Annotated in this window: 21 protein-coding genes; 14 read left to right on the forward strand and 7 right to left on the reverse strand. The window is 63.3% G+C overall.

All coding sequences use genetic code 11. The features are described 5' to 3' along the window. Window positions 1–17 precede the first annotated feature (17 nt). A complete protein-coding gene (gene msrQ / locus FFS45_RS16765) occupies window positions 18–710 on the forward strand; it encodes a protein-methionine-sulfoxide reductase heme-binding subunit MsrQ (protein WP_137955753.1) in 693 nt (230 codons plus the stop codon). Between the two features lie 113 nt (window positions 711–823). Here msrQ and lysA read toward each other — a convergent pair whose 3' ends face one another. Together lysA and FFS45_RS16775 are read right to left on the reverse strand one after the other, a co-directional pair. Next, the gene (gene lysA, locus FFS45_RS16770) at window positions 824–2,086 is read right to left on the reverse strand and encodes a diaminopimelate decarboxylase (RefSeq protein ID WP_137955754.1); all 1,263 of its coding nucleotides are present in this window, start codon (window positions 2,084–2,086) and stop codon (window positions 824–826) included. Window positions 2,087–2,095: 9 nt separating this feature from the next. Beyond that, the gene (locus FFS45_RS16775; protein WP_137955755.1) at window positions 2,096–2,425 is read right to left on the reverse strand and encodes a lipoprotein; all 330 of its coding nucleotides are present in this window, start codon (window positions 2,423–2,425) and stop codon (window positions 2,096–2,098) included. 35 nt (window positions 2,426–2,460) lie between these two features. Here FFS45_RS16775 and cyaY point away from each other — a divergent pair, with 35 nt between their 5' ends. Next, on the forward strand, window positions 2,461–2,778 hold the full coding sequence (gene cyaY / locus FFS45_RS16780) for an iron donor protein CyaY (RefSeq protein WP_137955756.1): 318 nt from the start codon (window positions 2,461–2,463) through the stop codon (window positions 2,776–2,778). Window positions 2,779–2,811: 33 nt separating this feature from the next. On the opposite strand, the gene FFS45_RS16785 is transcribed toward cyaY, so the two are convergent. Continuing rightward, complete coding sequence (locus FFS45_RS16785) at window positions 2,812–5,235, reverse strand: penicillin-binding protein 1A (RefSeq protein ID WP_137955757.1); 2,424 nt, start codon at window positions 5,233–5,235, stop codon at window positions 2,812–2,814. Window positions 5,236–5,572: 337 nt separating this feature from the next. Between FFS45_RS16785 and FFS45_RS16790 the strand changes: the two genes are divergently transcribed. The 7 genes from FFS45_RS16790 to FFS45_RS16820 all read left to right on the forward strand — a co-directional run bounded on the left by FFS45_RS16790 (window position 5,573) and on the right by FFS45_RS16820 (window position 12,820). Then, window positions 5,573–6,571, forward strand: coding sequence for a pilus assembly protein PilM (locus FFS45_RS16790; protein ID WP_137955758.1), 999 nt, complete (start codon window positions 5,573–5,575; stop codon window positions 6,569–6,571). 5 nt (window positions 6,572–6,576) lie between these two features. Next, entirely contained in the window at window positions 6,577–7,251 is a 675-nt protein-coding gene (locus FFS45_RS41740) for a fimbrial assembly protein (protein WP_212745740.1), read from the forward strand. Next, window positions 7,248–8,156 carry a hypothetical protein gene (locus tag FFS45_RS16800; RefSeq protein ID WP_137955759.1) on the forward strand — a complete coding sequence of 303 codons (909 nt, stop codon included), beginning with the start codon at window positions 7,248–7,250 and terminating at the stop codon, window positions 8,154–8,156. The genes FFS45_RS41740 and FFS45_RS16800 overlap by 4 nt, the downstream gene beginning before the upstream one ends. Next, window positions 8,153–9,829, forward strand: coding sequence for a type IV pilus secretin PilQ (gene pilQ, locus FFS45_RS16805; RefSeq protein WP_137955760.1), 1,677 nt, complete (start codon window positions 8,153–8,155; stop codon window positions 9,827–9,829). The genes FFS45_RS16800 and pilQ overlap by 4 nt, the downstream gene beginning before the upstream one ends. A gap of 95 nt (window positions 9,830–9,924) precedes the next feature. Next, entirely contained in the window at window positions 9,925–10,476 is a 552-nt protein-coding gene (locus FFS45_RS16810) for a shikimate kinase (protein WP_137955848.1), read from the forward strand. Between the two features lie 7 nt (window positions 10,477–10,483). Beyond that, window positions 10,484–11,560 carry a 3-dehydroquinate synthase gene (gene aroB, locus FFS45_RS16815; RefSeq protein ID WP_137955761.1) on the forward strand — a complete coding sequence of 359 codons (1,077 nt, stop codon included), beginning with the start codon at window positions 10,484–10,486 and terminating at the stop codon, window positions 11,558–11,560. Window positions 11,561–11,674: 114 nt separating this feature from the next. Continuing rightward, window positions 11,675–12,820, forward strand: a complete 1,146-nt coding sequence (locus tag FFS45_RS16820) for a deoxyguanosinetriphosphate triphosphohydrolase (RefSeq protein ID WP_249362820.1) — start codon at window positions 11,675–11,677, stop codon at window positions 12,818–12,820. A gap of 37 nt (window positions 12,821–12,857) precedes the next feature. Here FFS45_RS16820 and FFS45_RS16825 read toward each other — a convergent pair whose 3' ends face one another. Further along, complete coding sequence (locus FFS45_RS16825; RefSeq protein ID WP_137955763.1) at window positions 12,858–13,235, reverse strand: DUF883 family protein; 378 nt, start codon at window positions 13,233–13,235, stop codon at window positions 12,858–12,860. Between the two features lie 290 nt (window positions 13,236–13,525). Further along, complete coding sequence (locus tag FFS45_RS16830) at window positions 13,526–14,248, reverse strand: OmpW family outer membrane protein (RefSeq protein ID WP_137955764.1); 723 nt, start codon at window positions 14,246–14,248, stop codon at window positions 13,526–13,528. Window positions 14,249–14,438: 190 nt separating this feature from the next. Here FFS45_RS16830 and FFS45_RS16835 point away from each other — a divergent pair, with 190 nt between their 5' ends. The 4 genes from FFS45_RS16835 (at window position 14,439) to thpR (ending at window position 22,543) form a co-directional block, all read left to right on the forward strand. Further along, on the forward strand, window positions 14,439–15,146 hold the full coding sequence (locus tag FFS45_RS16835) for a transposase (RefSeq protein ID WP_090695838.1): 708 nt from the start codon (window positions 14,439–14,441) through the stop codon (window positions 15,144–15,146). A gap of 312 nt (window positions 15,147–15,458) precedes the next feature. After that, on the forward strand, window positions 15,459–20,162 hold the full coding sequence (locus tag FFS45_RS16840) for a glutamate synthase-related protein (protein WP_137955765.1): 4,704 nt from the start codon (window positions 15,459–15,461) through the stop codon (window positions 20,160–20,162). A gap of 105 nt (window positions 20,163–20,267) precedes the next feature. Continuing rightward, window positions 20,268–21,734 (forward strand): glutamate synthase subunit beta, encoded by a 1,467-nt coding sequence (locus FFS45_RS16845; protein ID WP_137955766.1) that lies wholly within the window; start codon window positions 20,268–20,270, stop codon window positions 21,732–21,734. Between the two features lie 254 nt (window positions 21,735–21,988). Then, entirely contained in the window at window positions 21,989–22,543 is a 555-nt protein-coding gene (gene thpR / locus FFS45_RS16850) for an RNA 2',3'-cyclic phosphodiesterase (RefSeq protein WP_137955767.1), read from the forward strand. Between the two features lie 341 nt (window positions 22,544–22,884). On the opposite strand, the gene FFS45_RS16855 is transcribed toward thpR, so the two are convergent. Together FFS45_RS16855 and FFS45_RS16860 are read right to left on the reverse strand one after the other, a co-directional pair. Beyond that, entirely contained in the window at window positions 22,885–24,150 is a 1,266-nt protein-coding gene (locus FFS45_RS16855) for a D-amino acid dehydrogenase (protein WP_137955768.1), read from the reverse strand. A gap of 16 nt (window positions 24,151–24,166) precedes the next feature. Continuing rightward, the gene (locus FFS45_RS16860) at window positions 24,167–25,426 is read right to left on the reverse strand and encodes an MFS transporter (protein WP_137955769.1); all 1,260 of its coding nucleotides are present in this window, start codon (window positions 25,424–25,426) and stop codon (window positions 24,167–24,169) included. Window positions 25,427–25,719: 293 nt separating this feature from the next. Between FFS45_RS16860 and FFS45_RS16865 the strand changes: the two genes are divergently transcribed. After that, a complete protein-coding gene (locus FFS45_RS16865; protein ID WP_137955770.1) occupies window positions 25,720–26,664 on the forward strand; it encodes a tyrosine-protein phosphatase in 945 nt (314 codons plus the stop codon). Window positions 26,665–26,679: the final 15 nt, after the last annotated feature.

The following is a 26,679-nucleotide window of genomic DNA, read 5'->3' on the forward strand; positions in this document are numbered from 1 at the left end:
GCTGGGCGGGAATCACCATGACCTCCGAAACACCGTCCGTGTCCGAACCCGCCTCGCGGCGTCAGCCGTCTGCTGCAAAACGTCCCGCCGCCGCGGGCGCTCGCTGGGTGGGGCCGGCGAAGATCGCCGTCTTCGTCGCGGCGTGGTATCCGCTCGCGCGCATCGTCCTGTTCGGCCTCACCGACCGGCTCGGCGCCAATCCGATCGAATTCATCACGCGCTCAACCGGTCTGTGGACGCTGGTGTTCCTGTGCATCACGCTTGCTGTGACGCCGTTGCGCCGCCTGACGGGCGTGAACGCACTGGCGCGGTTTCGCCGCATGCTCGGGCTATACGCGTTCTTCTACGCGACGCTGCATTTCACAACCTACCTGTGGTTCGATAAATGGTTTGATGTGGCGGCGATCCTGAAGGATATCGGCAAGCGTCCGTTCATCATGGTGGGTTTCGCCGCCTTCTTGCTGCTGATCGCGCTGGCTGTGACCTCGCCGCGCGCGATGGTGCGCAAGCTCGGGCGCCGCTGGCAGACGCTGCACCGCGCGATTTACGCGATCGGCGTGCTGGCGATCCTGCATTTCTGGTGGATGAAATCCGGCAAGCACGACCTGCTGCTGCCGAAGATCTACGGCGCGATCATGCTAGGCTTGCTGGGCTGGCGGTTGCTTGTGTGGCTGCGCGAGAGGATGGCTGTGCCGGCGGCGAAGAGGTGATGGTGCGCGGCTGGCCGTTTTAAGTATCGGGCAAAGAAAAAGGCGATGCCACCATGGCATCGCCTTTTTCATTTGCTGCGTGTCGAACTGTTCGCTTGCGCTTGCTCGGCCGCTCAATCGGGCAGGATGGCTTCGCCGGCGAACAACTGCTTGACGTCTTCACGCGCACGAACCAGGTGCACCTTGTCACCGTCCACCATAACCTCGGCAGCACGCGCACGCGTGTTGTAGTTCGAGCTCATCACGAAACCGTAGGCGCCGGCCGAGCGCAGGGCGATCAGGTCGCCCGGTTCGATCGCCAGCAGCCGTTCGCGGCCGAGCCAGTCGCCGCTTTCGCAGACCGGGCCGACCACGTCGTACACATGCGCCGGGGAATCGCGCTTCACGACCGGTTCGATGGCGTGGTACGCCTCGTACATGGCCGGGCGCGCCAGATCGTTCATCGCCGCGTCGACGATGGCGAAGTTCTTTTCCGCGCCGGGCTTGAGAAACTCCACACGCGTGAGCAACACGCCGGCATTGCCCACCAGCGAACGACCCGGCTCGAAATACACCTCGCGATGGCCGTGACCGCGCGCTTCGATACGATCGAGCACTGTGCGCACGAACTCGCCGATCTCCGGCGGCGTTTCGTCGTCATAGGTGATGCCGAGGCCGCCACCCACGTCGATGTGGCGGATCGACAGGCCGTCCGCTTCGATCTGTTCGACCAGTTCCAGCAGTTTGTCCACCGCGTCCAGATAGGGCGCGACTTCGGTGATCTGCGAGCCGATATGGCAGTCGATTCCGACCACCTCGAGGTGCGTCATGGCCGCAGCGGCGCGATAGGTGGCGCGCGCTTCGTCGAACGCCACGCCGAACTTGTTCGACTTCAGGCCGGTGGAAATGTACGGGTGCGTTTTCGCGTCGACGTCGGGATTCACGCGCAGCGAAACAGGCGCTTTCCTGCCCATTGAGGCGGCCACGGCATTCAGCCGGTCGAGCTCGGGAATCGATTCGACGTTGAAGCCTTTGACGCCCGCTTCCAGCGCCTCGCGCATTTCAGCGGCGCTCTTGCCGACCCCTGAAAACACGACGTTTTCCGCTTTGCCACCGGCAGCCAGCACGCGCGCCAGTTCCCCACCGGAGACGATGTCGAAGCCTGCGCCGAGCCTTGCGAATACGTTTAGCACAGCGAGATTGCTGTTTGCCTTGACGGCCACATGCACGGTGGCGCGGCGGCCCGCGCATGCGCCCGCATAGGCTTGCCATGCAGCGCTCAGCGCTGCACGCGAATACACGTACAGCGGCGTGCCGAACTGTTCGGCGAGAGAAACGGCGGACACGCCTTCGGCGTGCAGGACGCCGTCGACATAGTCAAATGCGGATCGAGTCATGCGAAAGTCTTATTGAACAGGGGTGCTATCCGAGGCCGGCGGTTGCGGTGCGGAGGCAGCCGAATCGGGAACGGTACGGAGTTCGGTTTCCGGCGAAAGCGTGAGCGGCGTGCCCGATGTATCGGGGATCGTGCCGGAGGCCGCTTGCGAATCCGGTTTTACTGCTTCAGTGGACGGCGTTTGGGTTGGGTCGACGGGTTTCGCCGGCAAGGGCGGCACGGTCGGCATGTAGAGCGGTCCGCGCTGCCCGCAGCCGCTAAGCGCGCAACCTGCGACAATGACCGATGCGGCTACAATCGCGCGGGGCGCCACTGTGCGCATCCGAGAAACGACTCGCATGACTGTCCCTGAAAAAATGATCGTTGGAGTTTAGCATGTCCGATAGCGAATACCTGACCCGCGCCGAGGCCGCGCTTGCGGCCATCGAACGCACGCTCGACGATACGGAAGTCGATATCGAGTTCGAGCGCAGCGGCAATGTTCTGACGCTCGAATTCGAGAATGGCACGAAGATCATCGTGAATCTGCAGCCGCCGATGCAGGAAATCTGGATCGCGGCAAAGGCCGGCGGTTTCCATTTCCGCTTTACCGACGGCGCGTGGCACGACACCCGCAGCGGCACCGAGTTTTTCGCTGCGCTCTCTGACTATGCGACGCAGCAGGCCGGCGAGCCGGTTCGTTTCCAGCCGTAAGCGCGCCCCAACCAGCGCGCGCCGGCAAACCGGCTAATGGCCGCGGAACAGGTTCATGATGTCCTGCTTTTCCTGATCCCCGACCTGTTCCGGTGCGGGCGCCGGCGCTGCACCGGGCGCCGCATCGCTCGAGTCCGCATCCAGATCGGCCTGACTCACCCCAACGGTTGAAACGAAACCGTTCCCTGGTGTGAAGTTGTCGAAATACAGTTCGTCGCCGAGCGTGACAACCCCTTGCGGCATCGGCATCTTGTATTCGGGAACGCCCTTCAGTGCCTTGCTCATGTAATCGATCCACACCGGCAAGGCCAGACCGCCGCCGGTTTCCTTGTCACCGAGGCTGCGCGGATTGTCGTAGCCGATCCACGCGATGGCGGTGAGCGTGTGCTGGTAGCCCGCGAACCACGCATCGCGTGAATCGTTGGTCGTGCCGGTTTTGCCGGCGAGATCGGTGCGCTTCAGAACATTGCTCTTTGCCCCGGTGCCGCGCTGTGCGACGCTTTGCAGCAGGCTGTTCATCACGTAGGCGTTGCGCACGTCGATCGCGTACGGCGCACTCTGTCCTGCGACGAGCGGCTTGGCTTGCGCCACGACACTGCCGCGCTGGTCGGTCACTTCCGCAATCAGATACGGGTTGATGCGATACCCGCCGTTGGCGAACACCGAAAAGCCGCCAGCCATCTGCAACGGTGTGACGAGACCCGCGCCGAGTGCCATCGGCAGATAGGCCGGGTGGCGGTCCGCATCGAAGCCGAAACGCGTGATGTACTGCTGCGCGTATTTCGGGCCGATCTGGTTGAGGATGCGGATCGACACGAGGTTTTTCGACTTCTGCAGCGCGGTGCGCATCGTCATGGGACCGTCGAAGCCGCCGCCGTAGTTCTTCGGCTCCCACGCCTGGCCACCGGTTTCCGCGGCGCTGAAGAAGAGGGGTGCGTCGTTGATGACGGTGGCCGGCCCGAGCCCCTTTTCCAGCGAAGCAGAATAGATAAACGGCTTGAAACTCGAGCCCGGCTGCCGCCACGCCTGGGTGACGTGGTTGAACTTGTTCTTGTTGAAGTCGAAACCGCCAACTAGCGCGCGGATCGCACCGTCTTGCGGCACGACCGAGATAAAGGCGCCCTCGACCTGTGGCAACTGTGTGATCGACCAGCTACCGTCGTCACCCTTGACGACCCGGATGATCGCGCCAGGACGGATGCGCTGATTCGGCTGCGCGCGCGGGCCGAGCGCGAACGCGGCGAAGCGCAGACCGTCGCCCTGCAACGTGGCGACATTGCCATCGGCGAGAGTCGCCTCGACCTGCTTCGGATTGGCCGTGGTGACCACCGCCGCGATGATTTCGCCGTTGTCGGGATGTTCGAGCAACGCGTCGTCGATGGCCTGTTCGCGCTCGTCTGCGTCGGTGGGCAGATCGATAAATGCTTCCGGCCCGCGATAGCCGTGGCGCCGCTCATAGTCCATCAGGCCTTTACGCAACGCGCGGTACGCCACGTCCTGGTCCGCCGAGTCGATGGTTGTCACGACGTTCAGCCCACGCGTATAGGCCTCTTCGTGATACTGCGCATACATCATCTGACGGACCATTTCCGCGACGTATTCCGCGTGCACGCTGAACTCTTTGCCCGCGCCCTTGACGGCGAGCGGCTGCCTGCTTGCTTCGTCGTACTGCTCTTGCGTGATGTAGTGCAACTCGAGCATGCGCTGCAGGATGTACTCCTGACGAACCTTGGCGCGCTTCGGGTTGACGACCGGGTTATAGGCAGAAGGGGCCTTGGGAAGGCCGGCGAGCATCGCAGACTCGGCGAGCGTCAGGTCCTTCATGTCCTTGCCGAAATAGACTCGCGCCGCGCTGGCAAAGCCGTACGCGCGCTGGCCCAGATAGATCTGATTCATGTACACCTCGAGAATCTGATCTTTCGACAGCTTCGACTCAATTTTGTACGCGAGCAACATCTCGTAGATCTTACGCGTGTAGGTTTTTTCGCTCGAGAGAAAGAAGTTGCGCGCCACCTGCATGGTGATCGTGCTGGCGCCTTGCGTAGCGTGTCCGTTGGTCAGCGCCACAAAACCGGCACGCGCAATACCCGTCAGGTCGACCCCGCCGTGATCGTAGAAACGTGCGTCTTCAATGGCGAGCACAGCCTTCTTGAGGCTGTCCGGCACGTCCTGAATATGCACGACGTCGCGCCGCTCTTCGCCGAATTCGCCGATCAGCACATGGTCCGCCGTGTAAATGCGCAGCGGCACTTTCGGGCGGTAATCGGTGAGTGCGTCAAGCGAAGGCAGGTTCGGGGTGGCCACGACCAGCGCGTAGCCGAGCACGAGTCCCGCACACGCGATGCCGGCGAACATGAGACCTACCAGCCCCAGAACGAGCTTCAACCACAGTGGACGTTTGCGCTTCTGCCCGGCGGGTGGCGAGGGCGGCGGGGACGTAGGGGACGAGGATTGCATATGAACACCAAAAAACAGTCCCGCGATTATAGCCGCCAGGCTCATCAGCTTTCGGCATGCTTACGGATGGGCGCCATGCCGCGCGGGGGATGACCTTACTGTAGACGCTTTGAGGTCGCCCCGGGGGTGTAGGCGTTCACGTTAGCCATCCGGCTGAATATCGCGCAACGCAGCGACTGCGCACAATTCTCCTACCAAGAAACAGCAGGGCATTCCCGCGTTTTCCGGTCTCGCCGGAGGCATGACGCACAGCGTCTGGAGCGGGGTGCCCAGTACTCGCGAGCGAATGGTTTGCCGCGCGTATCGCCTGTTTGGCATCTGTGTGAAGGGAGGCAGGATGGCGTTCGGAAGTTCGTTGCTGGTAAAGGTGCGGCGTTTTGCTGCGGGAATCGATGTGAGTCCGCAGGCGGTGAGGCTGGTGGTGTTGAGTCAGCGTGTGCCTGTAGGTGGTCCCGTGCGGATTGAATACCTCGCGGCTGTGCCGCTGGCTGCGGGGGCGATGGCAGGCGTCGAGATCGTGGATCGCGTGGCGGTGATCCGCGCATTGCGCGATGTGTTCGCGGAACTGCCGCGATCCTGCGCATCCAGCTCGTTGCGCTGCGCCATGGCGCTGCCCGCCTCGGCGACGCTGATGTCGAGCTTGCCGCTGGCTCGACTGGGCGGCGTAAGTGACGTAAGCGACGTAAGCGGCGTAACGCCAGCGAGCGGCGCCTCGCTTGCGGCGCTGGAGTCGGCCGTGTTGAGTGAAGCGGAGCGGATCGCGGGGATCGAGCGTCATGCGCTCGCAGTAGACTGGTTCATCGACCGCTCGCCGCGCCGCGCGGATTGCGTGACGATCGCGGCAGCCACGCGCCAGCATCTGGAGGCGCGCATCGAGTGTGCGGCAGCGGCCGGCGTGACGTTGACGGCAATCGACGGCGAGCCGCACGCTGCGCTGCGCGCGCTGGTGCACACAGCCGCGCTGGAGCTGGAGCCGCACGAACCCTATGCGGCAATCTGGGTTGGCGCAGACGGCGTGTATGGCTGGCGCATTGCCGGGGAAGCGGTCGCCGGTGAGATGCACTATCCCGCCCCCGAGCACGAAGATCTGGCTGACGCGTTGCGCGACCTTGTAGACGGCGGCGCACTTGGCTGCGCATTGCTCGGAGGTGAACTGGATCTGCTCGATGGAGTCGGTTTTTCTGTCGCCGATTTCGGTGACGTGCTGGGCTGCACGGTGCTGCCGTTCGAATGCGTGGCAATGGGCGACTGCGCACGCCCATTGTCCGCGGAGTTACTGCGCGAGCCTAACTGCGTGGTGGCGTTCGGTCTTGCGTTGCGTGGGGTGATGGAATGATGTGGATGAACTCGCGCATGGGGGCGGCCGGCCAGGCGATCTGGATCGGCGGCTTCAATCTTCTGCCGTACCGCCAACGCGACGCCCGGCGCGCCCGGCGACGGCGCCTGCTCGAATGGCTCGGCGCCGCATTGCTGGGCTGCACGGCGGTGCTGGCGGTGGCCGGCTGGCAGACCTTCGAACGTGTGCGACTGGACGCGCAGCGTGCGGCGACCGAGCACGAACTGGTGGGGCTGGCGGCGCCGCTTGCGGAGCACGCGCGGCTGCATCGCGAGGTTGATCAGCGCAACCAGCGTTCCGCGCGTGCAGTCACGCTATCAGGACCGCTTGTACGGCTGCTCGATCTGCTCGATACCTTGAGCCGCATGCCCGCAGATGACGTCACCCTGCAACAGCTACGACAGCGCGGGCACGAGACCGAGCTGCTCGCGACTTCGAGAGATCCTTTGGCATCCACCTTGTGGCTCAAGCAATTGAGCGCGGTGCGTGGTGTGAAAAGCGCCGAGGTTGCTGATCTGCGTCCCTTGGTGCGTGCCGGACGCGAGACTGCAACGAGCGGACGCGGTTCGATCGAGCTTGCCGCACGCTTGCAGTGGGACGATGCCGCCAAAGACGGGCCGCAGGGCGTTTTCGCTGGCGGGCAATCGCGTGGGCCGGGTCGCCCAGGAGGTGCGCGATGAGTACCCTGTTTGCCCCGCATGCCACAGGAGCGGATGGGGCGGCGCGACCCTCGACCTGGTTGAACCGCCTGCGCGTACCGCTCGCGCAGTGGAGCGGGCGGCGCAGATTTGTGGTGGGTGGGCTGATCGGCATCGCCGTGTTTTGCGCCGGCGCAAACGCGTGGATCTCCACCGATCTGGCCGGTGTGCACGCGGGCCGTGCAGCGCTTGTCGAAGCTCGACATCGGCTCGTCAAGGCGCAGCACTCGCTCGGCCAGTTACCTGAATTGCGTCGGAGCGTCGCAGCGCTGCCGATCGGACCGGTGCCGCAGCCGTGGACGCCAGCTGACGACGTGCGCCTGATCTCACTGCTCGCCGCCCGCACTGGCGTTACCTTGCTCACTCTGGCGCCGGGGGCCGGAAACGGTGCAGGACTTGATGCGATGAGCTCGATGCACCTGACTGCGCAGGCCGACTTCCTGCACCTGCTGGTATTCCTGCGCGGCCTGTCGGACTTGCCGCTGCTGGTTGTGCCCGAAGACGTGACCGTCAGGCGTAGCGCGGGTGTCCTGCTCATCAGCGCGAACCTGCACCTGTTCCATGCGCTGACCCCTGCACCGGGCCGCCCCGAGCTTTTCGCCGACGAAGACCTGGAGGCCGACGACGAGGAAGTGGAATTCGACGACCCGTTTTCACTGCAACGGCAAGCGGATGGGGCCGAAGTGCAAATCAGCCTTTTACGGCTGGTCGGTCTGCTGCGCGACAGCGCGCGTGGCCTCGCGCTGCTCGAAACCGCCGATGGCGCCACCGCGGTCGAGCGAGGCCAGCGGGTAGGCGACGACCGGGTCACGGGCATGGACGCGCTCAGTATCACCCTGACGAATCGTGCCGGTACCCGCACGCTAGCCTTGACGGAGGCCTCATGAAAGCGTGGGCCGAGTACATCCGGCTGGCCGCCGGCGGGCTTTGCCTTTTGACGGGCGTGGCGCACGCGGCGCTGCCGCCGCTTCCCTCCATGATGCCGTCTGACGATACGGTTGAACCGTACGACACGCCGCCGCTACCTCCCAATTTCAAGGTCGACGTGCCGAATCCGTTTCCCGGGCCGGACTCCGCGGAGGATGCGTCGGCTTCCATGAGTCAGGAAAGCGCGGCAAGTCCAGAAAGCGCCGGGAGCGGTGGCGTTGCCGCCCCGCAACCGGAAGGTGCTCAAGTCGACGATGTCTCCACCGACGGCAGCCCACCCGAGGGCACGCCGCTTTCGGCGCCGCGTGTTGCAGTGAACCGGGAGCCGGCGCCGACCCATGCCCTCGAAGGGCCGCCGATGCCGCTTCGTCCAGCGCAGCGCCTGGGCGACGCCGTGAGCCACACCGACGACGGTCTCGCCCCCGATAAGCCGATTTCGCTGAACTTCCAGCGCGCGGAACTCGGCGCGGTGCTCAATGCGTTCGCCCAGTTCACGGGCCTGAACATTGTCGCCAGCGAGCGCGTACGCGGCACGGTCTCGCTGCGGCTCGACAAGGTGTCGTGGCGCACCGCCTTCGATACCCTGCTCGACGTCAACGGCCTGGTAATGGAGCGCCACGGCAATGTGATCTGGGTGGCGCCGCTCGCCGATATGGCGGCGCGCGAGCGGCAGCGCTTCGAGGCGCACGCGCGGGTTGCGGATCTGGAGCCACTCGCAAGCCGCACGTTCGAGTTGCACTACGCGCATGCCGACGATGTGCAGCGCCTGCTGACCGGTTCCGGAAGCCAGCGGGTGCTGTCAAAGCGCGGCGCCGCGATGGCGGATACGCGCACCAATCTGCTGTTCGTCACGGATCTGGAGGCGCGCCTCGCACAGATTGCCGCATTGCTGGCATCGGTCGACCGGCCATCGCGTCAGGTGTTGATCGAAGCGCGGATTGTCGAAGGCGAGCAGGGCTTTTCACGCAACCTGGGGGTGCGTCTGTCGCTTGCCACGGCGAACGCGGACGGCGGTACCGCAACCGGACTCGCCGGCGGCAAGGACGGCACCGTCTACGATCTGTCCGCACGGCCGCTGGCCGGGTTTGACGCCGCCACGGTGGGCCTCACGCTGTTCGCGGCTCAGGCCACGCGGCTGCTCAACGTCGAATTGAGCGCACTCGAGGCCGAAGGGCATGGTGAAACGGTTTCGAGCCCGCGGGTCGTGACTGCCGACCGCATGAAAGCGATCGTGGAGCAGGGCACCGAGCTGCCGTATCAGGCTAAAGTCGGCCAGGGCGTCTCCGGCGTGCAGTTTCGCCGCGCGAGCCTGAAACTGGAGGTCGAACCGCAAATCACGCCGGATGGCCGGGTGGTGCTGGACCTCGACATCGCCAAGGATAGCGTAGGTGAGGAGACCGCCGCAGGCCCGGCCATCAACACCAAACACGTGCGCACGCGCGTCGAGGTGGAGAACGGCGGGACGGTGTCGATTGGCGGGATCTACGCCACAGATGACCGGGATGATGTGACGCGAGTGCCACTCCTGGGCAAAATACCCCTTTTGGGCGCACTTTTTCGTCATCGGGCACACCGTGACCAGCGCAGCGAGCTGGTTGTTTTCATCACGCCGCGTGTTGTGCAGACGAATTGAGCGCCTGCCGCAGCCGCGGCCCGCAGGCTCGACAAGGCAGTCGCTTTGCCAGTAAGCTGCGGCACGAACCATACCGGATTAGCCAGAGGACACCGTTGCAAGCGCGGGACGCACACGCCAATGTATTTTTTGTAGGGCTCATGGGGGCAGGCAAGACCACCGTGGGCCGCGCGGTGGCGCGCCGGCTCGACCGTCCGTTTTTCGATTCCGACCACGAAATCGAGGCGCGCACGGGCGCGCGCATCCCCGTCATCTTCGAACTCGAGGGCGAAGGGGGCTTCCGTGACCGGGAGTCGCAGGTCATCAGCGACCTGACCGGCCAGCAGGACATCGTGCTGGCAACCGGTGGCGGAGCCGTGCTGCGGCCGGAAAATCGCCTGGCGCTACGCAATAACGGCCTTGTCGTCTATTTGCGCGCCAATCCGCACGACCTGTGGTTGCGCACGCGGCGCGACAAGAATCGTCCGCTGCTGCAAACCGAAGACCCCAAAGGGCGTCTGGAAGAGCTCTATGAGGTGCGCGACCCGCTGTACCGCGAGTGCGCGCATTTCGTCATCGAAACCGGCCGGCCATCGGTCAATGGCCTCGTCAACATGGTCCTCATGCAGCTCGAGATGGCCGGCGTCGCCAAACATCCTGCGTCATAATGCCAGCATGATTACCGTCAATGTCGAACTGGGCGACCGCGCCTACCCCATTCATATCGGCGCCGAGCTGATCGGCCAGACCGCGCTATTCGCACCGCATATAGCGGGTTCGTCTGTCACCATCGTCACCAACACCACGGTCGAGCCGCTTTACGGCGACGCCTTGCGCCAGGCGCTGGCGCCGCTCGGCAAGCAGGTTTCCACGGTGGTGCTGCCGGATGGCGAGGCCCACAAGAACTGGGAAACGCTCAATCTGATCTTTGACGCGCTGCTTGGCGCGCGGGCCGATCGCAAGACCACGCTCATCGCGCTGGGTGGGGGCGTGATCGGCGACATGACGGGTTTTGCCGCCGCCTGCTATATGCGTGGCGTGCCGTTTATCCAGGTGCCGACCACCTTGCTGTCGCAGGTGGATTCGTCGGTGGGGGGCAAGACCGGGATCAACCATCCGCTCGGCAAGAACATGATCGGCGCGTTCTATCAGCCGCAAGCCGTGATTGCCGACATTGGCGCGCTGCGGACGCTGCCGGCGCGTGAGCTGGCGGCGGGAGTTGCTGAAATCATCAAAACCGGCGCGATTGCCGATGCGGCATTCTTCGACTGGATCGAGGCGAATGTCGATGCCTTGAACCGCTGCGAGCCGCAGGCGCTCGCGGAGGCGGTCAAGCGCTCGTGCGAGATCAAGGCGTCGGTGGTGGCGGCGGATGAGCGCGAAGGCGGTCTGCGCGCGATTCTCAATTTTGGCCACACCTTCGGTCATGCGATCGAAGCCGGACTCGGCTATGGCGAGTGGCTGCATGGTGAGGCCGTCGGCTGCGGGATGGTGATGGCGGCGGATCTGTCGGTGCGTCTCGGCCACCTTGACGAAGTGTCGCGCAAGCGTCTCGTCGAAGTGATCACAGCCGCGCATCTGCCCACCCGCGCCCCGGCGCTCGGCGAAGCACGCTATGTCGACCTGATGCGGGTCGACAAGAAAGCCGAAGCCGGCGAGATCAAATTCATCCTGCTGAAGCGTTTCGGTGAGACGCTAATCGGCCCGGCTCCCGAGCCCGCCGTGCATGCCACGCTGGCGGCCGCTGTCTGAGCCACCTGTTCCCGGCGGGCCTTTGATTCGGAGAAGCTGGTGAGCGACACGCATAGCGAGACTTTGTATGAATCAACCGGCGCAACGTCCGCACGTGGAGCGCCGGCCTTCCCCGTGACGCCCACCGTGGCGATGCTCGAGGCGCATCTCGCGCCCTATGCGGCTCACGCGTCGCAATCCCGCGGCCGCCGCTACGCTGAGGCGCCGCCCAGCGCGCGCACCGAGTTCCAGCGCGACCGCGACCGGATCGTCCATTCCACCGCGTTCCGGCGTCTCGAATACAAGACCCAGGTGTTCGTGAACCACGAGGGCGACCTGTTTCGCACTCGTCTCACCCACAGTCTTGAAGTGGCGCAGATCGCGCGTTCGGTGGCGCGCAACCTGCGCGTCAACGAGGATCTGGTCGAAGCCATTTCGCTTGCCCACGATCTTGGCCATACGCCGTTCGGCCATGCCGGGCAGGACGCGCTCAACGAGCGTATGCGCGAGCATGGCGGCTTCGAGCACAATCTGCAGAGTCTCGCCGTAGTCGACGATCTCGAAGAGCACTATGGGGCGTTCAACGGCCTCAACCTGTGTTTCGAAACACGCGAAGGCATCCTGAAGCACTGCTCACGGGACAACGCACGACGCCTGGGACCGCTAGGCGAGCGCTTCCTGCAAGGATGGCAGCCGTCCATCGAGGCGCAGATCGCCAACGTTGCCGATGAAATTGCGTACAACAATCACGACGTCGATGACGGACTGCGCTCGGGGCTCATCACCGTCGAGCAGCTGGCCGAAGTCGAACTCTGGCAGACGCACTTCGAAGCCGCGCGCCGCGACTATCCGCACATCGAAGGGCGCAGGCTGATTCACGAGACGGTGCGGCGCATCATCAATACGCTGATTGTCGATCTGATCGAAACCACCACCGGTAATCTGATCGAGCATGCCCCGGCCTCGCTGGACGCCGTGCGCGCCGCGCCACCGCTGGTTGCGCACAGCGAGGCGGTGGCCGCGCAAGCGGCGGTGCTCAAGCGCTTCCTGTTCAAGAACCTGTACCGGCACTATCGCGTGATGCGCATGGCGAACAAGGCGCGCCGAGTGGTTTTTGGCCTGTTCGACGCGTTTACCGACGATCCGCGGCTACTGCCGCCCTCATACCAGTCGCCCGACGCGACGCTCCAGCCGCGCCTGATTGCCCACTACATTGCGGGCATGACCGACCGTTACGCGCTCAAGGAATACCAGCGCCTGTTCGTGATCGCGGACAACTAGGGCTGGTAACCAGTCCGGCAACCAGCCCCACAGCGGGCTAGCGGCTTCGTGCCAGCAACGCGCCGGCAATCAGCGCAACGCCGCCCACGATAGCAAGGGTTTGCCACGGATTTTCATGCACGAAGTCGTCGGCGCCCTCGAGTGCGACTTCGGCGCGTTGACGCACGGCGTCACGCGTTTCGTTCAGGCGCTCGCGGGCAACTTCCAGGCGTTTCTTCAACTGCGCGCGTAGGGCCACCGCGTCGGCCTGGGTGCCGTCCGCCAGGGTGTCTTCGAGCTCCGACATCAGTGAGCGCAGTTCGGTGGCGATGTCTTCAGCCGCATGGCGGCTGTGGCGGGCAATACGGCGCGCACGGCGGCTCGTCGTCGTCCAGGATTCCCCAAGGGCGTCTCGCGTGTTCGGTAGTGCAGTCATGGTCGCTCCGTCATTGGTGGGTCAAAGTGATCCTGCTTTGAATCGGCCAGGAAACCCGATGTTACGCAACTTCGGTGCCCAACCCCGGCGATGCTTCTGCCGACGCGCCATGCCTTCTGCCGCGGCACAATTTGCACGAAACACGCGCCACCGCCAGTCAAATTTACAAAGGAGTGGGCCGTGCCACGGTGTGCACTCGCGCTTTGTGGGTCAGACAAAAGAAAATGCCGCCATGATCGCATGACGGCATTGTTCAAGCCCCCAAAACTCGTCTACCCTTAGTCTAAGTGTCAGAAGCGATAACCGATGCTGACGAAGCTCACGATCGGGTTCAGCTTGATCTTCGTCTGCGACTGGACGTTGAGCACGCCGACCGGGGTCGTGGCCGCGGTGTTCAGCTTCGCGGTAGTGCTGAGCGGTATGTACGAGAGCGAGAAACCGGCGAACCAGTGCTGGTCGATGGCGAAGGTGAAGCCCCCATTAAACACCGGTTCCCACGAACTATCCGTGGATACGGTGGTCGGACCATGCAGTACTTGTTGCTCGAACACGCTGTTGGTGATTTCCGCGTCGGTGAACTTGACATAGGTCACGCCCACGCCCAGGTAAGGACGGAAACGCGATTGCGGACCCATGAAGTAGTACTTGAACAGGAGCGTCGGGCTCCACTGCTTGGCGTCACCGAGCTTGCCGTATTGCCCGAAGGCACCCGAGCCGTCCAGATTGAACTTTGGCGGGATGCCAACCACGAATTCTGTTGCGATGTGATCGGTGACGAAGTAACCCGCAGTGATACCGAGGGTGTCGGCGCTATCGAGGCTGGCTCCGGTATTCGGCAGAGTGACATTGACGGGTGAGCCGCCAACGCTTGTCTCCTTCAACGGATCGCTACTGGATTGAGGTGCAAGATGCAACCAGCCGCTCGAGACGTAAAAGCTTCCGGCCGATTGAGCGTGGGCTGCCGTCATACAGGCGAGCGCCGCGATCCCCGTCATGGCCTGTTTTAATTTCATATATGTGCTCCTCCATAAAAGGCCCGCTCATTATGACCACAACGTTTGAAACAAACCATACGCGGCGGTTAGAGCTTTCTCCCTAAGCTCCGCGAGGTTTCTGGCTAAGCCGCTTCGCAGCGAATCGTACGGGCGTTCGGCTTTTTTGGACCTTCGGGTATATACCAACGCGACTATTGGATAATCCAGCATGGCACGGCTCGCACGTCTTTATGTTCCCGACCAGCCGCAACACGTCATCCTGCGCGGGCTCGATCAGCAGCCCGCATTCGTAGACGACCAGGATTACGAGCTCTTCATTGATTGCCTGAAGGCGGCTTCCCGCGACCACCACCTGTCGATTCACGCGTATGCGTTGATGCCAGGCGCGGTGCAACTGCTCGTCACGCCGACGGAGGAGTCCAGCTTGCCCAAGGCAATGCAGGCAGTCGGCCGCCGCTACGTGGCGCACTTCAACCGGCGCTACGCGCGGCGCGGCACCTTATGGGAGGGGCGCTACCGGGCAACCGTGATCGAGGGCGAGCGCTATTTCCTGCTGGCAAGCCGGGTGGTCGAGATGTGTCCGGTGCGCGGGCAACTGGTGAGCGCGCCGGAAGACTACCGCTGGTCGAGCTACCGGCACCATATTGGGCTTACGCTCGACAGCCTGATTACCGACCACCCCCTGTACTGGTCGCTCGGCAATACGCCGTTCGAGCGGCAGCGCGCCTACCGCGAACTGTGCGAGCAGCCGCTGGACGAGCGCGAAGCCAGCCAGCTGCAGCAGGCCACGCTCAAGGGCTGGGTGCTGGGCAGCGACACCTACCGCGAGTGGGCGGCGCGGGCGGCCAACCGCCGGGTTTCGCCGCTGCCGCGCGGGCGGCCCCGCAAGGTCCGGGAAACGCCGCAGACTCAATAAGTTGTTTTGCTTCAACGGTCTGCAAACGGTCTGCAAACGGGCCTGTGAAAAACGGCACCTCCGGGTGCCGTTTTATTTTTGCACCTTTTTTGATATGGCACCAATAAAATGAGAGTGCAATGCACCAACCTGATAATAGGGGTCGTATCACAACGTTTTATTTGCTATTCCTTTGATTCGTCGCGTATATTCCGAATTCCGGCTGTTTCGATGCAGATTGCGTCGAAGCCGGCTGCGCGGTTGCAGTGTGACTGCGGGCAATAACAAAACGGTTCAACGGCCTTCCCCGGCCCCCTTTCAGACGGTGTCCCCATGAACGATCACCAGCAACCGGTCTCCTCGGTTCCCGCCGCGCAAGGTCTCTACGACCCGCAAAACGAGCACGACGCCTGCGGCGTCGGCTTCGTTGCTCACATCAAGGGCAAGAAAAGCCACGAGATCATCCAGCAGGGTCTGAAGATTCTCGAGAACCTCGACCACCGGGGCGCTGTCGGCGCCGATCCGCTGATGGGCGACGGCGCGGGCATCCTGATCCAGATTCCGGATGGCTTCTATCGCGAGGAAATGGCCAAGCAGGGCGTGACGCTGCCGCCTTCCGGCGAATACGGCGTCGGCATGATCTTCCTGCCGAAGGAGCACGCGTCGCGTCTCGCCTGTGAACAGGAGCTCGAACGCACGGTGAAGGCCGAGGGCCAGGTGGTGCTGGGCTGGCGCGACGTGCCGGTCGACCACTCCATGCCGATTTCTCCCACCGTCAAGGCGAGCGAGCCGCTGATCCGCCAGATCTTCATCGGCCGCGGCAAGGACATCATGGTGACCGACGCGCTCGAGCGGAAGCTGTACGTGATCCGCAAGACCGCGAGCCACCGCATTCAGGCGCTCAAGCTCAAGCACGGCAAGGAATACTTCGTGCCGTCCATGTCGGCGCGCACGGTGGTCTACAAGGGGCTGCTGCTGGCGGGCCAGGTCGGCGTGTACTACCGCGACCTGCAGGACGAGCGCGTGGTCTCGGCGCTGGCGCTGGTGCACCAGCGCTTCTCGACCAACACGTTCCCGGCGTGGGAACTGGCTCACCCGTACCGGATGATTGCCCACAACGGCGAAATCAACACGGTGAAGGGCAACGTCAACTGGCTGAACGCCCGCACCGGCGCGATTGCGAGCCATGTACTCGGCGACGACCTGCCCAAGCTGTGGCCGCTGATCTACCCGGGCCAGTCGGACACCGCCTCGTTCGACAACTGTCTCGAACTGCTGGTGATGGCCGGCTACCCGCTCGTCCACGCGGTGATGATGATGATCCCGGAAGCGTGGGAGCAGCACACGCTGATGGACGACAACCGCCGCGCGTTCTACGAATACCACGCCGCCATGATGGAGCCGTGGGACGGCCCGGCTGCGATCGCTTTCACCGACGGCCGTCAGATCGGCGCGACGCTCGACCGTAACGGCCTGCGCCCGGCGCGCTACATCATTACCGACGACGACCTGGTCATCATGGCGTCGGAAGCCGGCGTGCTGCCGATTCCCGAATCGAAGATCGTCAAGAAGTGGCGCCTGCAGCCGGGCAAGATGTTCCTGATCGACATGGAGCACGGCCGCATCATCGACGACAAGGAACTCAAGGACAACCTCGCCAACGCCAAGCCGTACAAGAGCTGGATCGACGCGGTGCGGATCAAGCTCGACGAGATCGAGCCGAGCGCCGAAGACGTCGTGACGGAGCGCCGCGAAGCCGCCGCCCTGCTGGATCGCCAGCAGGCCTTCGGCTACACGCAGGAAGATCTCAAGTTCCTGATGGCGCCCATGGCGCAAGCCGGCGAAGAGGCGGTGGGCTCGATGGGCAACGACTCGCCGCTGGCGGTCATGTCCAACAAGAACAAGACGCTCTACCACTACTTCAAGCAGTTGTTCGCCCAGGTGACGAACCCGCCGATCGACCCGATCCGTGAAAACATGGTGATGTCGCTGGTGTCGTTCGTCGGTCCGAAGCCGAACCTGCTGGATACCAACAACATCAACCCGCCGATGCGGCTCGAAGTGTCGCAGCCGGTGCTCGATTTCCGCGACATCGCCAAGATTCGCGCGATCGATCAATACACGGGCGGCAAGTTCAGCTCCTATGAACTGAACATCTGCTATCCGGTGGCCTGGGGCAAGGAAGGCATTGAAGCGCGCCTCGCGTCGCTGTGCGCGGAAGCCGTCGATGCCGTGAAGTCCGGTTACAACATGCTGATCGTGTCCGACCGCCGCACCGACCGCGACAACGTCGCGATCCCGGCGCTGCTGGCCACGGCCGCTATCCACACGCATCTCGTGCAGCACGGCTTGCGCACGAGCGCGGGTCTGGTGGTCGAAACCGGTTCGGCACGCGAGACGCACCATTTCGCGCTGCTCGCGGGTTATGGCGCGGAAGCTGTGCACCCGTACCTCGCAATGGAAACGCTCGCGCAGATGGCTGCCGGCCTGAAGGGGGACCTGTCGGCGGAGAAGGCGGTCTACAACTTCACCAAGGCAGTCGGCAAGGGCCTGCAGAAGGTCATGTCGAAGATGGGCATTTCGACCTACATGTCGTACACCGGCGCGCAGATCTTCGAAGCGGTCGGCCTCGCGGAAGACCTCGTTTCGAAGTACTTCAAGGGCACCTCGTCGAAGGTGGGCGGGATTGGCCTGTTCGAAGTCGCGGAAGAAGCGATCCGCCTCCATCGTGAAGCCTTCGGCGACAACCCGGTGCTGGCCACGATGCTCGACGCCGGCGGCGAATACGCTTATCGCGTACGCGGCGAAGAACACATGTGGACGCCGGATGCGATCGCCAAGCTGCAACACTCGGCACGCAGCAATTCGTACCAGACGTACAAGGAATACGCGCACCTGATCAACGATCAGACAAAGCGTCACATGACGTTCCGCGGCCTGTTCGAGTTCAAGTTCGACCCGACCAGGGCGATTCCGCTCGACGAAGTCGAATCGGCGAAGGAAATCGTCAAGCGTTTCGCGACGGGCGCGATGTCGCTCGGCTCGATCTCGACCGAAGCGCACGCCACGCTGGCGGTGGCGATGAACCGCATTGGCGGCAAGTCGAACACCGGTGAGGGCGGCGAAGACGCCAACCGCTATCGCAACGAATTGCGGGGCATTCCGATCAAGAACGGCGACACCATGAAGTCGGTGATCGGCGACGAAGTTATCGTCGACATTCCGCTGAAGGAAGGCGATTCGCTGCGCTCGAAGATCAAGCAGGTGGCGTCGGGCCGCTTCGGCGTGACGGCGGAATATCTGTCGTCGGCCGACCAGATCCAGATCAAGATGGCGCAGGGCGCGAAGCCGGGCGAAGGCGGCCAGTTGCCGGGCCACAAGGTGTCCGATTACATCGGCAAGCTGCGTTACTCGGTGCCGGGTGTCGGCCTGATCTCGCCGCCGCCGCACCATGACATCTACTCGATCGAAGATCTGGCACAACTGATCCACGACCTGAAGAACGTGAATTCGTCCTCCAGCATCTCGGTCAAGCTCGTGTCGGAATCGGGCGTCGGCACGGTGGCGGCGGGTGTGGCCAAGGCGAAGGCCGATCACGTCGTGATCGCCGGTCACGACGGCGGCACGGGCGCTTCGCCGCTGTCGTCGCTCAAGCATGCCGGCACGCCGTGGGAACTCGGTCTGGCTGAAACGCAGCAAACCCTGGTGCTGAACCAGTTGCGCGGCCGTATTCGCGTGCAGGCAGACGGTCAGATGAAGACCGGCCGCGACGTGGTGATCGGCGCGCTGCTCGGCGCGGATGAGTTCGGCTTTGCGACGGCGCCGCTCGTTGTCGAAGGCTGCATCATGATGCGCAAGTGCCACCTGAACACCTGCCCGGTCGGCGTTGCGACGCAAGATCCGGTGCTGCGGGCAAAGTTCCAGGGCCAGCCGGAGCACGTCGTCAACTTCTTCTTCTTCGTTGCGGAAGAGGTGCGCGAAATCATGGCGCAACTGGGCGTGCGCAAGTTCGACGACCTGGTCGGCCATGCGGAACTGCTCGACACGAAGAAAGGCATCGAGCATTGGAAGGCGAAGGGTCTCGACTTCTCGCGCGTGTTTTACCAGCCGCCCGTGTCGGCCGAAGTGGCGCGCAAGCACGTCGGCGTGCAGGACCACGGTCTCGACAAGGCGCTCGACCATACGCTGATCGAGAAGGCGAAGGCTGCCATCGAGAAGGGCGAGCACGTCTCGTTCATCCAGCCGGTGCGCAACGTCAACCGTACGGTCGGCGCCATGCTGTCCGGCCTGGTCGCGAAGACGCACGGTCACGACGGCCTGCCCGACGACACGGTGCATATCCAGTTGAAGGGCACGGCTGGGCAGAGCTTCGGCGCTTTCCTCGCGCGTGGCGTGACGCTGGATCTGGTCGGCGACGGTAACGACTACGTCGGCAAGGGGCTGTCGGGCGGGCGCATCATCATTCGTCCGACCAACGATTTCCGCGGCAAGTCGGAAGAGAACATCATCTGCGGCAACACGGTGATGTACGGTGCGATCGAAGGCGAATCGTTCTTCCGCGGCGTCGCAGGCGAGCGTTTCTGCGTGCGTAACTCGGGTGCGACGGCAGTCGTCGAAGGCACGGGTGACCACGGCTGCGAGTACATGACGGGCGGCACGGTGGTGGTGCTCGGCGAGACCGGCCGTAACTTCGCGGCCGGCATGTCGGGCGGTATCGCGTATGTGTACGACCCGGACAACACGTTTGCCGGCAAGTGCAACAAGTCGATGGTCGCACTCGACCCGGTGTTGCAGCAGGCCGAACAGGAGCGCACGGTCGACAAGGGCTTGTGGCACGCGAACGAGACGGACGAAGTGCTGCTCAAGGGGCTCATCGAACGTCACTTCCAGTTCACCGGCTCGCCGCGTGCAAAGGCGCTGCTCGAAAACTGGGATGCGTCGCGCCGTCAGTTCGTGAAGGTATTCCCGACGGAATACAAGCGCGCGCTGGGCGAAATGGCTGCCAAGAAGGCGAACAAGGTCGTGCTCGCCGCATAACGCGCAGCCGCAGACGGCAGATACCCACTAGCTGTGCCCGCCGCGCTTGCGTGCGGCGGGCGCCGATTACCCCACCTGATACAGATAGATAGAGAAGAGAACCATATGGGCAAGGCAACCGGTTTTCTCGAGTTCGAGCGCCGCCACGAGGCGTACGAAGCTCCGCTCACGCGTGTGAAGCACTACAAGGAATTCGTCGCGGCACTGTCCGACGAAGACGCGAAGGTTCAAGGCGCGCGTTGCATGGACTGCGGCATCCCGTTCTGCAACAACGGCTGCCCGGTGAACAACATCATCCCGGACTTCAACGACCTGGTGTTCCATCAGGACTGGAAGAACGCGATCGAAGTGCTGCACTCCACCAACAACTTCCCGGAGTTCACCGGCCGCATCTGCCCGGCTCCGTGCGAAGCGGCGTGCACGCTCGGCATCAACGACGACCCGGTCGGCATCAAGTCGATCGAGCACGCAATCATCGACAAGGCATGGGCCGAAGGCTGGGTCGCGCCGCTGCCGTCGAAGCACAAGACCGGCAAGAAGGTCGCGGTGGTCGGATCGGGCCCCGCGGGCCTGGCCGTCGCGCAGCAGCTTGCGCGCGCGGGGCACGATGTGACGGTGTTCGAAAAGAACGACCGCATCGGCGGCCTGCTGCGTTACGGCATCCCTGATTTCAAGCTGGAAAAGTGGCTGATCGATCGCCGCATGCGCCAGATGGAGGCCGAAGGCGTGACGTTCCGCGCCAACGTGTTCATCGGCAAGGACCCGCTGCCGGCGCACATCGGCAACACGGCCAAGGAAACCATCACGCCGGCCGAACTGAAAGAGCAGTTCGACGCCGTGGTGCTGTCGGGCGGTTCGGAAACGCCGCGCGACTTGCCGGTGCCGGGCCGTGAGCTGGAAGGCATCTACTACGCGATGGAGTTCCTGCCGCAGCAGAACAAGGTCAACGCGGGCGACAAGCTGGCGAGCCAACTGGTGGCCAAGGGCAAGCACGTGGTCGTGATCGGCGGTGGCGATACGGGTTCCGACTGCGTGGGCACCTCGAACCGGCACGGCGCGAAGGACGTGACGCAGTTCGAACTGCTGCCGCAACCGCCGGAAGAAGAGAACAAGCCGCTCGTATGGCCGTACTGGCCGGTCAAGCTGCGCACGTCCTCCTCGCACGAGGAGGGCTGTGAGCGCGACTGGGCGGTGGCGACGAAGCGTTTTGAAGGCAAGAACGGCAAGGTCGAGAAGCTGATTGCGGTGCGCGTCGAATGGAAGGACGGCAAGATGCAGGAAGTGCCGGGCTCCGAATTCGAAATGAAGGCTGACCTGGTGCTGCTGGCGATGGGCTTCACGCAACCGGTTTCACCGGTCCTGGAAGCATTCGGCGTGGACAAGGACGCCCGTGGCAACGTGCGTTCCTCGACGGAAGGCGACAAGGCGTACTACACGTCGGTAGACAAGGTCTTCACGGCAGGCGACATGCGCCGCGGACAGTCGCTGGTCGTGTGGGCGATCCGCGAGGGCCGCCAGTGCGCGCGCTCGGTGGACGCCTACCTGATGGGCCATTCGGAACTGCCGCGCTAAGTCTCCGACCGGTCCTCGTCACAGAACGAAGGACCGGTAGCGATTTGCAGGACGAGGTGGAGACGACAAGGCGGTAACCAAAGCCGGGCACCCGCGAGGGTGACCCGGCTTTTCAATTGGCGGATGAGGGTGCGAAGAGCCGAGGATAATGTCCCATTGATGGACATATGTGGCAACACGCGGCCGGACGCATGGTGCGGCACCGGCAGTATTCTCAAGCGAGCGGAGTTTCAGCCAGAGGACGGTGACGAACGATGCGGGCAAAGGATACAGAGGCGATAGACGGATGGCAGCGCTGCTTTATTGCGTTGTCGCCGGACCCCGAGACGCGTGATGTCTTGAGCGCGATTCCTGTTTCGACACGCGCACGCCGCGTCCCGTACGAACAATTACATCTCACGGTAACGTTCATAGGCGCCTTGACCGGGGAGCAGGGTGGCGCGCTAGCGGCGGCACTGGCGGAACACAGTGTGCCGCTGAGACCCACACCGGTGACGCACGTAGAACATTGGCCAAACGCGGCGCGCCCACGCCTGACGGTGGCGACGCTGGCGATGACGGACGAGTTCACAAAACTTGACTGGCAAGTACGATCGCTGATGATCGAGCATGGCTTACAGGTCGACGCGCGAGCATTCCGGCCACATATAACGCTGGCGCGCTTTGGCCGGGACGCTGGGCCAGTGGAGCACGTGGCTCATACGCCACTGAACCTGCTGGCGTACTTCGAGTCACTGATTCTTTACTCGAGTACGCTGGCGAGACACGGCGCGCGCTATCGGGCACTGGCGACTACTTCGTTGCGGTGAGGTAAGGGATGCCGCCCACACGGCGGCAAAGTGCTCGCATCTGCCGAATATGCCCAACCGCCGCGCATGAAGTGCGGGGGCGGGATGAATGAGCGCTGTGCCACTACCGGTGGTGGTGCGAGAGACGATCTTGTCTCGGACCACTTCGACGTGACCGAAGAGGGCGACATCTACGGGCTAGCGGTGTGAGCCCGCTTTCTTTGCCTACTTTCTTTGCGGCGGCAAAGAAAGTAGGTGCCGCCCCGCACAGGGGCAACGCAAGCAAACCAATAGCAATATAAGGAAAGGCCAACACCTTAGGAGAGCTGAACAAAAACGGCCGAGCAGGCAAAAAACAACACCTACTTCCGATACCTCTCCAACGTCAGCCCCTCCAAAGAAATCTCCGGCACACGCCTCACAACAAGATCCGCGACAACCTTCCCCGACCCCATAGCCATAGCCCACCCGGTAGACCCATGCCCGACATTGATCCAGAGTCCATCAATCACGGAGGGACCAAGTAGCGGCGCGCCATCCGGCGTCATAGGCCTACGCCCAACCCAAAAATGCGCTGAACTAGGCTTGGCAGCGTGTGGAAACCAGTCATCAAGAACCTTGAGCAGCGTCTGCAAAGCCTGCTCACGCAAAGTAGAGCGCTTATCCCCTAGCTCGGCAGTCCCCGCCACCCGCAAATTCCGCCCAAACCGGGTAATAGCGGTTTTCAGAGACTCATCCATCAACGCGGCACGCGGCGCCTTCTCATCATCGATCACAGGCAGCGTAGCCGAATACCCTTTGACGGGATAAAGCGGCACCTTCACCCTAAGCGGTGCGAGCAAAGCAGCACTATCCACCCCAAGTGCCACAACAACGGCATCCGCAGAAAGCAACTCGCCACCGCGCTCACTCGCAATCCGCACGCCGCGTGCCGTACCGCCCTGAACATCAAGCCCGGTGACCTGGGTATCGAAGCGAAACACGACGCCATTGGTCTCGCAGATCGAACGCAATTCGCGAGTGAACCGCGCGCAATCTCCAGCCTCATCATCAGGGAGATAAAGCCCAGACACCGGCGTCTCGCGCGCCCATCTCAACCCTGGCTCGATATCCACACACTGAGCGGCACTCACTTCCCGAAACGCGATCCCTGCATCACGCAGCACCGCGAGCGAAGGCTGCGCCAACTCCACATCGTACGCGCTACGAAACAGCTGCAAATAACCCTGACTCTGGCCATAGTCAAACGGATATCGCGAGCGAAATTCATGCAGACAGCTACGGCTGTAATACGCAATTCGCTGCATGCGCTGCTTGTTTACGCGGAAGCGCTCAAGATCGCACTCACGCAGCCAGCGTGCGATCCAGCGCCACTGCGCCGGGTCGAAGGTGGGCCGGAAGATCAGCGGTGAGGCCGGTTTGAACAGGTACTTGAAGATCTTCGCCGGCATCCCCGGTGCGGCCCACGGTGTGACATAGCCCGGCGCGATCACGCCGGCATTGCCGAAACTGGTGGCGAGCGCCACATCCGTCTCGCGTTCGATTACGGTGACCTCGCACCCATGCGCGGCCAGATAGAAGGCGGTCGCGACGCCGATCACGCCGCCGCCAAGAACAATCGTTTTCATGTCTGAGGAATGCGGGTCAGGATGCCGGGCTCGCGGCCGCGAGCGCCTTGCCCCGGGTTTCGGGCAGGCACAGCGCGGCGGCGATCACCAGCAGATAGCCTGAGCCGGCAACAAGACCCATGGCATTCACGAGCGTCATCGATTGCGCAAGCGTACCGACGAGAATCGGAAAGAACGAGCCGAGGCCGCGTCCCAGGTTGTAGCAGAAGCCTTGGCCCGAACCACGGATCTCATTCGGATACAGCTCGGAGAGATAGGCGCCCACCCCGGCAAAAATCCCCTGCACGACGACACCCAGCGGAAAGCCGAGCAGCAGCATCGTGCCATTGGTGACGGGCAGCATGGTGTAGACCATGCCTAGCACGAACGAGCCGATAGCAAACAGGATGAACGAAGCCCGCCGGCCGATCTTGTCGCACAGGATCGCCCCAACGATATAACCGGTGAACGAACCGACGATCAGCACGATCAGATAGCCGCTGGTATTGAACACCGACAGATGGCGCACGGTCTTCAGATAGGTTGGCAGCCAGGTGGTGATCGCGTAGTAGCCGCCGAGCATGCCGGTGCACAAGGCGCTGCCGAGCAGCGTGGTTTTCAGATGGGGGAAGGCGAAGATCTGCAGGAAGTGGGCGGTGTCGAAGCCGCTCTCGCGCGCGCGACGGGTGGCAAGAAAGATTTCCGGGTCGCTCACGTTGCGGCGCACATAGACGATCCACAAGGCCGGCAGGATGCCGACCCAGAAGCAGGCGCGCCACGCCACCTGCTCGGGCAAGAGTGCAAACGAGGCCCAGTAGATGATGGCCGCGGCCGCCCAGCCGAATGACCAGCTGCTCTGCACGGTGCCCACCGCTTTCGCGCGATGCTGCGGCGAGCGGATTGTCTCGGCCATCATGACCGTCACCACCGACCATTCCCCGCCGAAGCCAATGCCCTGCAGCGTGCGGGTGGTCAGCAATTGCCAGAACGAATGAGTGAAGCCAGACAGGCAGGTGAAGACCGCAAAGGTGGCGATGGTCCACTGCAGCACCCGAACCCGGCCGTAGCGATCGGCGAGAATGCCGGCGAGCCAGCCGCCGATGGCCGAGGAAATCAGCGAACTGGTCGCAATCAGCCCGGCTTCGCTCTTGGACATCCCCCAGGTGGCGATCAGGGTGGGAATCAGGAACGAGTAGATCATGAAGTCGAACGCATCGACCGCATAACCGCCGAAGCCCGCATAGAGCGTGCGGCGCTCGCGCGTCGTCAACTCCGTGAACCACTGAAATGACGCCATCCCGTCTCCTGAGCCCTGATTCTTTACATGTGGTTCGTGCGCTCGCACCTCGGTGCGCCCCTATTTTACGGTGCGGAAACATAAGCGGGCCAGTCTGGTCAAAAAACCGCTACGGAGTGCGCAAGTATTTGGGACAGGATCGTTTCATCGGTACGGGTACGAATTTCAGAACCTTACCGGCTCCTACTTTGTAACCCAGGTGGTATTTTTACCCGGTACACTCCGGCGCGGCGCTACAAGTTTTAATCCGTCCATCCGTCCTGCCGCGCAAGCGCCCCTTACCAATAAGTTCAATGGATTTCACTGCGAAAGTTCGCTTACCTGCGACCCGCTCCGGTACGCTTCGGCCGCCAGGCTTTGTACCGAATGGTGAATTTGCGGCGCGCCGTACGTTCCTGAAAGGTTCGGCGAGCGTGTTGCTGATGTCGGGATTCGGCAGCGTGCTGCTGTCGGCGTGCGGCGGCGGCGGGTTGTCGTCCGATCTGCCGGACACGCCGCGGCTCGCGTCGGTCGACAATTTTCGCGATATCGGCGGCGCAGGCGGCGGCTATCAGACCGTGGATGGCCGTCAGGTGCGGCGCGGCATGTTCTATCGGTCGAATGCGCTGACCTTGAGTGCGGCTGACAAGGCGGTGATCGATACGCTCAACATTGGCACCGTCTACGACCTGCGCACGCCGGGCGAAGTCGCCCGGACCGGGGACGTGATGCCTGCTGGCGCGGTCTATGTGAACATCAACGTGACGGGTGAGAGCGACAACCTCGTGCCGCCGGCCGAGATGCCAAGCGGTGCGATCGAGTGGATGGAGGGCGCGGAGCGCGCCTACGTCACCGGCGCTGCGCAGCGCGCGGGTTACGGCGCCGTGCTGAACCAGCTCGCGAATACGCCGGGCGTGCAACTGGTGCATTCCAGCGCAGGCAAGGACCGCACCGGCTGGGTCGCGGCGCTGCTGCTCAGCATTGCCAACGTGCCGCTCGACGTGATCGTGCAGGATTATCTTCTGACAAATACCTACTCGGCCGGGTCGATCAACGCGCAAGTCGCGGCGGTCCAGACCCAGAGCGGGGCGGCAGCGGCTACGCTGGACGCACCGCTCTACAGCGTGCAGGAGAGCTTTCTTCAGGCGGGTTTCGATCAGGTGCAGTCGAGCTACGGCACCATGTCGAGCTATCTGACAGTCGGGCTGGGCCTGTCGCAGGCGACCATCGACGCCTTGCACGACCGGCTGGTCATCTGAGAAAAAGCGGCCCGC

It is taken from the genome of Burkholderia sp. 4M9327F10 (assembly GCF_005503145.1).
Lineage (GTDB): Bacteria > Pseudomonadota > Gammaproteobacteria > Burkholderiales > Burkholderiaceae > Paraburkholderia.

Coding starts and splice junctions, on each gene's coding strand:
- msrQ (WP_137955753.1), top strand. CDS start 18: ATGACCTCCGAAACACCGTCCGTGTCCGAACCCGCCTCGCGGCGTCAG.
- lysA (WP_137955754.1), bottom strand. CDS start 2,086: ATGACTCGATCCGCATTTGACTATGTCGACGGCGTCCTGCACGCCGAA.
- FFS45_RS16775 (WP_137955755.1), bottom strand. CDS start 2,425: ATGCGAGTCGTTTCTCGGATGCGCACAGTGGCGCCCCGCGCGATTGTA.
- cyaY (WP_137955756.1), top strand. CDS start 2,461: ATGTCCGATAGCGAATACCTGACCCGCGCCGAGGCCGCGCTTGCGGCC.
- FFS45_RS16785 (WP_137955757.1), bottom strand. CDS start 5,235: ATGCAATCCTCGTCCCCTACGTCCCCGCCGCCCTCGCCACCCGCCGGG.
- FFS45_RS16790 (WP_137955758.1), top strand. CDS start 5,573: ATGGCGTTCGGAAGTTCGTTGCTGGTAAAGGTGCGGCGTTTTGCTGCG.
- FFS45_RS41740 (WP_212745740.1), top strand. CDS start 6,577: ATGAACTCGCGCATGGGGGCGGCCGGCCAGGCGATCTGGATCGGCGGC.
- FFS45_RS16800 (WP_137955759.1), top strand. CDS start 7,248: ATGAGTACCCTGTTTGCCCCGCATGCCACAGGAGCGGATGGGGCGGCG.
- pilQ (WP_137955760.1), top strand. CDS start 8,153: ATGAAAGCGTGGGCCGAGTACATCCGGCTGGCCGCCGGCGGGCTTTGC.
- aroB (WP_137955761.1), top strand. CDS start 10,484: ATGATTACCGTCAATGTCGAACTGGGCGACCGCGCCTACCCCATTCAT.
- FFS45_RS16825 (WP_137955763.1), bottom strand. CDS start 13,235: ATGACTGCACTACCGAACACGCGAGACGCCCTTGGGGAATCCTGGACG.
- FFS45_RS16830 (WP_137955764.1), bottom strand. CDS start 14,248: ATGAAATTAAAACAGGCCATGACGGGGATCGCGGCGCTCGCCTGTATG.
- FFS45_RS16835 (WP_090695838.1), top strand. CDS start 14,439: ATGGCACGGCTCGCACGTCTTTATGTTCCCGACCAGCCGCAACACGTC.
- FFS45_RS16840 (WP_137955765.1), top strand. CDS start 15,459: ATGAACGATCACCAGCAACCGGTCTCCTCGGTTCCCGCCGCGCAAGGT.
- FFS45_RS16845 (WP_137955766.1), top strand. CDS start 20,268: ATGGGCAAGGCAACCGGTTTTCTCGAGTTCGAGCGCCGCCACGAGGCG.
- thpR (WP_137955767.1), top strand. CDS start 21,989: ATGCGGGCAAAGGATACAGAGGCGATAGACGGATGGCAGCGCTGCTTT.
- FFS45_RS16855 (WP_137955768.1), bottom strand. CDS start 24,150: ATGAAAACGATTGTTCTTGGCGGCGGCGTGATCGGCGTCGCGACCGCC.
- FFS45_RS16860 (WP_137955769.1), bottom strand. CDS start 25,426: ATGGCGTCATTTCAGTGGTTCACGGAGTTGACGACGCGCGAGCGCCGC.
- FFS45_RS16865 (WP_137955770.1), top strand. CDS start 25,720: ATGGATTTCACTGCGAAAGTTCGCTTACCTGCGACCCGCTCCGGTACG.